This window comes from bacterium (assembly GCA_037131655.1).
Classification (GTDB): Bacteria; Armatimonadota; Fimbriimonadia; order Fimbriimonadales; family JBAXQP01; genus JBAXQP01.
This window is the reverse complement of the sequence record JBAXQP010000141.1, coordinates 1-7,157: the sequence shown is the minus strand read 5'-3', so window position 1 is coordinate 7,157 and position 7,157 is coordinate 1. Positions and strand designations below refer to the sequence as shown.

General features: G+C 48.5%; 5 protein-coding genes. 1 reads left to right on the top strand and 4 read right to left on the bottom strand.

Annotated features, from left to right (window positions below; all coding sequences use genetic code 11):
* Positions 1-13: 13 nt before the first annotated feature.
* The 4 genes from WCO51_07775 to WCO51_07760 form a co-directional block, all read right to left on the bottom strand.
* Entirely contained in the window at positions 14-928 is a 915-nt protein-coding gene (locus WCO51_07775) for a universal stress protein (GenBank protein MEI6513160.1), read from the bottom strand.
* Position 929: 1 nt separating this feature from the next.
* Complete coding sequence (locus WCO51_07770; GenBank protein ID MEI6513159.1) at positions 930-2,228, bottom strand: Nramp family divalent metal transporter; 1,299 nt, start codon at positions 2,226-2,228, stop codon at positions 930-932.
* Positions 2,229-2,289: 61 nt separating this feature from the next.
* A complete protein-coding gene (locus WCO51_07765) occupies positions 2,290-3,552 on the bottom strand; it encodes an aspartate aminotransferase family protein (GenBank protein ID MEI6513158.1) in 1,263 nt (420 codons plus the stop codon).
* Positions 3,546-4,778, bottom strand: coding sequence for an acyl-CoA reductase (locus tag WCO51_07760; protein ID MEI6513157.1), 1,233 nt, complete (start codon positions 4,776-4,778; stop codon positions 3,546-3,548). Before WCO51_07760 ends, WCO51_07765 begins: the two co-directional genes overlap by 7 nt.
* Positions 4,779-4,953: 175 nt before the next feature.
* Here WCO51_07760 and WCO51_07755 point away from each other — a divergent pair, with 175 nt between their 5' ends.
* Positions 4,954-6,951: a DUF6785 family protein gene (locus tag WCO51_07755; protein ID MEI6513156.1), complete on the top strand. Its 1,998-nt coding sequence runs from the start codon at positions 4,954-4,956 to the stop codon at positions 6,949-6,951.
* Positions 6,952-7,157 lie beyond the last annotated feature (206 nt).

Sequence of the window (7,157 nt, the reverse complement as noted above, 5' to 3'; positions counted from 1 at the left end):
TGACAGCTAATAACTACCTTACTTCCTCACCCGTTGCTTTCACTAGTAATACAGGTTTGACGGATTTGGCTAGGACTTTTGGGGTGATGCTGGCTGACCAGAAGGCGTCCGTGCTGGTACGGCCGTGGGTTGCTAAAACGATGGCATCGATGTTGAGCCGATCGATAGTGCTCAGGATTACGGAAGCGACTTCTCCACGCAATACCTCTGCAGTGATCTGAAATCCTTTATTTGAGATTTGCTTGATCACATCTTCAAGATAACTAACAGCTCCTTGTTCAGCAAGATCGAGTACGGCATTCATTGTACTTGGCAAAAGCTGTCGTGTGGCAGCGCGTTCGGCATAGAGCGTGCCGACTGTAGGAACAACCGTAAGGAGATGAATGGTTTTCCCACAAGCCCCGGCAAGCTCAACGGCATAATTGATTGCTGGTTCGTGCGCAGGAGTGCCATCCAACGGAAGCAGTACCTTGTTGCATTCAAACGGTTTTTCAGTTTTGTGTTCCTCAGTGCGAACAAAAAGGACCGGCGTTTTGCCATGAACGATAACTTGCTGTGCAACATTGCCTAAAAAGAAATCACGAAGACCGCCATGCCCGTGAGCGCACAACAGCACTATATCGGCTTTTAAGTCTTCGATATGATCAATAATACTTTGTGTGATATCGCGGGATTGAGTTGAATGGACATCCGTTTCAACGATTACGCCAGCTTGAGTTAGGTTTTCAGCGATTTTATTTAAATATTCACTGCCCTCATCCGGCTTGGTGATATGACGTTGACCATGAATACGATTAGGGGCGCCGCGTTCGATTGCATGAAATAAGATTATCGTCGCGTTAAATTGCTTGGCCAGTGACTTTGCCACAGGCAAAACGGCCTCTGCTAGAATGGTGCCATCAAGAGGCACTAACAACCGTTTGAACATTTTAACTTCCCCCGCCGAAAAGCGTTTGATACAAAAGAAAAACGTTTAGAGTAACAATCAAAGCTGCCACCAGGACTGCCGCGATAGTCGTGATCTTATTGTTCGTCAGTACTCCCATAATATCTCTTTGTGCAGTAAAGTAAACAAGCGGGATAATGGCAAACGGTAATCCGAAGCTAAGAACCACCTGACTAATTACTAGAGTCCGAGTGGGTTCCAGCCCAATAGCAATTACGATTAGTGAAGGGATCATTGTTACTAATCGCCGAATCCAGGGGGCTATCCGTTTTCGGATGAAGCCTTGCATGATGACTTGACCAGACATTGTGCCAACTGCGGATGAAGACAAGCCCGATGCTAAAAGTGAAATGGCAAACACCCAACTTGCCGCCCCTCCCAATAGAGGCGTCAGTGTTTTATGGGCTAATTCGATTGAAGCGATGTCGCTGTATTTTGGAAAGAATGCCGCCGCGGCCATCATCAGCATCGCCGCATTAACAAATCCCGCAAGCCCCATTGCGATAACAATGTCTGTGATTTCGAATTTTAGAAGCAATTTAAGCTGCTTGGGGTCACGTGTCACTATTCGGCCTTGTGTGAGAGCTGAGTGTAAAAAAATCACATGGGGCATAACCGTTGCGCCTAAGATACCGCTGGCCAGAAGAACCCCCTCTTTGCCGCCCATCTTAGGAAACATAACCGCGTTAGCTGCCTGTGCCCAATCGGGTCTTCCGATTATAAGCTCGATGAGATAGCATCCTGCGATAATCCCCACAAAGCTTGTAATCGTAGCCTCCAACGGGCGAAAGCCATAACGTTCCAAGGCTAAAATAATGAAAGTGGCGATGGCGGTGAGGATGCCGGCTATGAGCAATGGAATGTGGAACAGTAAGTAGAACCCAAGCGCTGCGCCGAGGAACTCCGCTAAGTCCGTTGACATTGCAACTACTTCCATCAGCACCCACAAACCCCAAGAAACAGGCCTTGGGAAGCGTTCGCGACAAGCTTCGGCCAGGTTCATACCGGATGCGATTCCAAGTTTGGCGGAGAGGGTTTGGACGAGCATCGCCATCAAATTGCTGACGACCACCACCCATAAAAGCATATATCCAAACTGAGCCCCACCCTGAATATTGGTAGCGAAATTGCCTGGGTCAACGTAGGCAATTGAAGCTATGAATGCAGGGCCTAAGAACGGAAGCAGACGCGCGAAAGGCCCCTTCTTATGCTGGCCGGTCAACACTTGACCGGCAGCCACGACAGTTCCGCTATCCGCCGAACGCACCTCGGGTTTATCCATAGTACTAGATTGTAATGTATATTAGAGAAGTTGTCAAGCAAATAGCATTTCAAGCCAGTTACTATTGTTTTAAACACTCTCCAAGAACCTTAATCGCATACTTGATCTGCTCGGGTGTGATGGTTAGGGGGGGGGTAAATTCGATAATTGAGCCGTCTCCGGCGGGGAGGAGGATTAGGCCGTTTTGGAGGGCGTTGACGACTAGTCGGGAAGCTCTTTCTTTGGTATCTAACTGGATTGCCAGCATCAGGCCTTGGCCTCTTACCTCGCGGATGGCGAGAAGGGTTTGAAGCTCTTTTTTGAAGAAAGCACCGACTTCTTCAGCGCGTTTTAGAAGGTGATGGCGCTCGATCTCATTGATGACCGTGAGGGCAACGGCGCAGGCAAGGGGGTGGCCGATGAAGGTGCTGGTGTGGATAGCTTCACCGGTGGATTCGCCCCATGCGGTCATTACTTCTTTGGATGCGACACATGCTGAAAGGGGCAAGCCTCCGGCGAGTGATTTACCGAGGCAGTAGATGTCAGCAAATTGGCAAACAGTCCAGCTTCCGGCGCGTCCCCAACCGCAGAAAATCTCATCTGCAATCAGTAGAGCGCCATAACGGTGGCACAAATCATGTAGCGCTTTCATCCACTCATGGGGGGCGACATATATCCCTGCACGTCCCTGAATAGGTTCAAAAACGACCGCGCCAACATCACCCTCGTGGAGTAATCGTTCGACTTCATTAAGAGAGGCTTCAATCTGTTCCTCACTTCTTGGAAAGGGGGCATGGGTGGTGAAGTGGCCGAGTTGTTCGTCAAATGGCGTTCGAAAATCCTCTCGACCATTAATCGGTAGCGTGCCATAACTGAGGCCATGATAAGCGCCTTCGAAATAGATTGCGCGGGACTTTTTGGTGTAAATGGCAGCAGTTTTGAGCGCCGCTTCGACCGCATCGGCCCCGTTTAATCCCAAAATCACCTGAGCATTATCGATAGGGACTCGGCGGGCAATCTCTCGTTCGGCATGGACTTTGATTTCCGAAGGATGCACATCTCCCATCCCGTGAATTAGCTGCTGCGATTGTTTCTTTATCGTACGCACCACATGAGGGTTGCAATGGCCCAAAGTGACTACGCCAAACGAGGCGCTTAGGTCAAGAAAGAAATTACCGTCAACATCCTCGACCAAGCAATTTTTCGCTTTGTTCCAAAAGATAGGGAAATCATTTGAGATGAAAGTGATATTCGGGCTTTCGACTTCTCGAAGCCGTTTGGCAAGTGAGCGCGATTTCGGGCCAGGCACTTGGGTGTGTATTTTGGGAAGAGTTCGTTTCACCATTCAATTTCACTCCTTTGAAGCAAAGACAACAAAAGCGAACGTCCGTCAGCATGCCATCCAAAAGGCGGGGTTTGCATCGTGCCGATCGGACAAATTAGGGGGACATTTAAATAATTCAGCACTGCCTTGGTCTCTTTAGATAGCTTTCTGGCATAGCCTATAGCCTGCATACGCGCATTATATGGCTTTAACTGCTCTACAGCTTGTTCGATGGAACTTACTGGGCAGATATTGGTAGTGCCGAAAACGCCAAGGAGGTTCCAAATAGGCTTGTCTGAATGAATAACCGTCCAGGTTAGTTTTGGGTCACCCCATTGGCGAGAACAAGCGACGAAATTCGCAGCTTCCCGTTCGCGGCGAACGCTTACTGCCTCATCAAAAGTTAGATCGACAGGGTATGCGCTTATTTCGGCTTCAATTTTGCCTGCCAACAGTTCAGCGTACGCTAGTGAATCACCTTCTACAAAGACGATTTGAGGTGATAGACATCCGAGCTGAAAGTATCGCGAGCAATCCTGAGCAAGAAGCGCCGCCGAGCGTTCATTGGCTTCTTTTTGAGAAATCCATGCTGCCGAAAATCGGTTGGCATAACCATAAAATGGGGACGAGGTTGGGGTCATGTCGCGTAAAGTGGTGATTGTTTCATCTGAGCCATAAGCGACAACGCAATCGGCTTGAGAAAGTAACTCTGCAGTGGGACCTTCCGCTCCTGGCCAAACTTCAAAATCGATACATTGAGCTAGTTTGGGGTCAACCTCGCGGATGCTATCAACCAAAAGTGGCACCCAGGCTGTTTCCTGAGAAGAGAGCTTCAAAAAGGGACATGAATGAGCTATTAGAGAAGCTACGATATTTTCCCATCCAAGAAGAGGCACATTCCCTGCGAGGATATGTGCTGAAACCGGATATCCAATCTCATTCACTTTTTTAAATAAATACGAGGAAGCTCCCACGCTCCGCCAATCATGATAAAGCGTGCTGTTGACTTCAGAGCCTTCCATGCCCCTTAGAAAACGCTCCAGTGATGGTTTGACCATATCGAAGGGATAACGAGACTTAGCTTCCATCGCTCTTGGATACCAACGCCCGTCTTTTTGCCACATGCGAGATACCTTGCTCATAGTCATGATGATCTTTTCAGGAGACATATCGCAAAGCGTAAGCTCCCAGGCATTTCGCAGGGCATCTATTCTTTGTTTCAATTGCTCGGCGTTTGGCGCGCTCATATCTGAGATTGTACCCGCCTAATAAGAAACGCTGAAGAGACAGCTTCGTCATTGACTTATGGTAAGGCACGTCAGCTTCTGCAGCACTGATGGGCTTGTGTAAGGTAAAATTATTTTGCGTCTATAGCTGCATCTGATGGACGTTTATTTTTGCGCAAAGTGTGAGGTTTTCCGAATGGAAGTCGGTACGTCAAAGCCACAGACGCCCCTGGTTTCACCTGCAGAGCCTGTGGTAGAACAGCGAACTAACATGGTTACTTTCCGTGCGGTCCTTTTGGCGCTGATCCTAATGCCGATCAACGCTTTATGGCTCGTTCATATGGAGACCATTCGCTATCAAGGGCACCCGACGACGATTTCACTTTTCTTCAACGTCGTTTTCATCTTCGTGGTCATTATCTTCTTGAACGGTCTGCTTAAAAGAATTTGGCCGCGAGCCGTTTTGACTTCAGGGGAACTTCTCTGTGTTTATATCATGTTGACTATCGCCTCGGCGTTAGGTTCGTATGATATGATCCAATCGCTAACACCTGTTCTGGCTCATGCCAATTATTATGCGCCCCAAAAGGAAAGTTGGGCTACAGATATCCTTCCGTATATTCCTAAGTGGCTGTCTGTTTATCAGAAAATGCCTTTACAGGAGTTCTACCTCGGTCATTCAACCCTCTATAAAGCTGAGAACATATTCGCTTGGCTTCGGCCAGTGCTGTTCTGGACGGGATTTTTAACCACGCTGGGCTTCATGATGCTGTGCATCAACACGCTTTTGAGAAAGCAGTGGACTGAGAGTGAAAAGCTTTCGTATCCGCTCGTGACCCTGCCATTAGAATTAGTGAGCGAAAAGTCGCAGATATTCCGGAATAAAGCTTTTTGGTGGGGAGTTGGGATTGTATCTTTCCTTGAGTTGTGGAACGGGATCGCAACTTTGGTCCCATCCGTGCCTTTACTTCCTCTAAAGCAAGGGACATGGAATTTAGGATCAGCCTTTACCACCGCCCCTTGGAATGCTCTTGGTTTTATTCCTGTTGCCTTTTATCCATTGGGATTTGCGATGGGGATGCTCTTGCCGGTAGATCTCTTGTTCTCGACTTGGTTCTTCAATTGGGTTTGGCGCTTTGAGGCTGTTGCAGGATCGGCTTGGGGGTTATCGACTATTCGTGGTTTCCCCTTCGTTAGAGAGCAATCGATTGGAGCGTATGCCGGTTTAGCCATATTCGCGCTTTATATCAGCCGAAACATGCTTGGCAGGGTTTTTAAAAGCGTTTTTAATAAATCAATTGATTTACAGGATAAAGATGAGCCGATGGGCTATCGTTGGGCACTTATGGGGTTAGCTTTGGGGAGCGTTCTCATTTTCGCTTTCTGCTACTTCGCAGGGATGTCGCCTTTAATGATCGCTATCTTCTTTATTATTTATTTCACGATAGCCATTGCCGTCACTCGCATGCGAGCCGAATTAGGCCCTCCCGCTCATGATTTGTGGCAGTGCGGCGCGGATACGATTATTCCTTCCCTTACTCAATCGAACCTGCTCAGGCGTGGCGATTTGACTATGTTTACGATGTTTTATGGCTTCAACCGAGCCTATCGTTCGCACCCGATGCCGTTTCAACTCGAAGGCTTCAAGATGGCAGAGCGGACCCATGGACGCTATAAGCCATTGCTTTGGGCGATGTTAATAGCGACAGTGTTCGGAGCGCTCTTTGGTTTCTGGGCAGAACTCGACCAATGTTACCGACACGGCGCTGCAACTCCCGCTTGGTTTAACGGAGCCGATATCGCTCGTTATTTTGGTGATTCAGCGTGGGGGCGAATGGAAGGTTGGATAAAAACACCGGCGCCTAGCGATCTTCAACGAAATACAAGTGCAGCCATATTCGGGGGAATTGCATCCACGTTATTATTGTGCGGTATTCGATTGAAACTTCCCTGGTTCCCGCTTCATCCGGCAGGATATGCGGTATCAGGCGGATGGTCTATTGGCCTGCTCTGGTTCCCATTGATGATGGCGTGGCTGGTCAAGCTTACGATCCTTCGTTACGGCGGTTTAAAAGCCTATCAAAAGGCGCTCCCGCTCTTCTTAGGAATTATCGTCGGTGAATGCGTGATGGCCAGCTTCTGGGTTCTAACCGGAATCATCTTCCACATCCCCACCTACAATTTCTGGCCGTAAGAACGGAAACAAGTTTCCGAAACCCTCTTCTGCCTCCGGGCGGGGGGAGGCTGTTTTGAGCTTTTATTTTCGTTTTTTAATAGGTTTCTTTGGTGATTTGGATGCTGGCTTTAAGGCTTTTACTACTTCGGGATCGGGTTTGCCGCCTAGCGCTTGAACCTTTTTTATGTCCGCTGCAGCCTTTTTCAGGTCTTTCATTGTGACCC

Bases quoted from the DNA above. Each gene is read 5' to 3' on its own strand.
- WCO51_07775 (MEI6513160.1), bottom strand. From the start codon at position 928: ATGTTCAAACGGTTGTTAGTGCCTCTTGATGGCACCATTCTAGCAGAG.
- WCO51_07770 (MEI6513159.1), bottom strand. From the start codon at position 2,228: ATGGATAAACCCGAGGTGCGTTCGGCGGATAGCGGAACTGTCGTGGCT.
- WCO51_07765 (MEI6513158.1), bottom strand. From the start codon at position 3,552: ATGGTGAAACGAACTCTTCCCAAAATACACACCCAAGTGCCTGGCCCG.
- WCO51_07760 (MEI6513157.1), bottom strand. From the start codon at position 4,778: ATGAGCGCGCCAAACGCCGAGCAATTGAAACAAAGAATAGATGCCCTG.
- WCO51_07755 (MEI6513156.1), top strand. From the start codon at position 4,954: ATGGAAGTCGGTACGTCAAAGCCACAGACGCCCCTGGTTTCACCTGCA.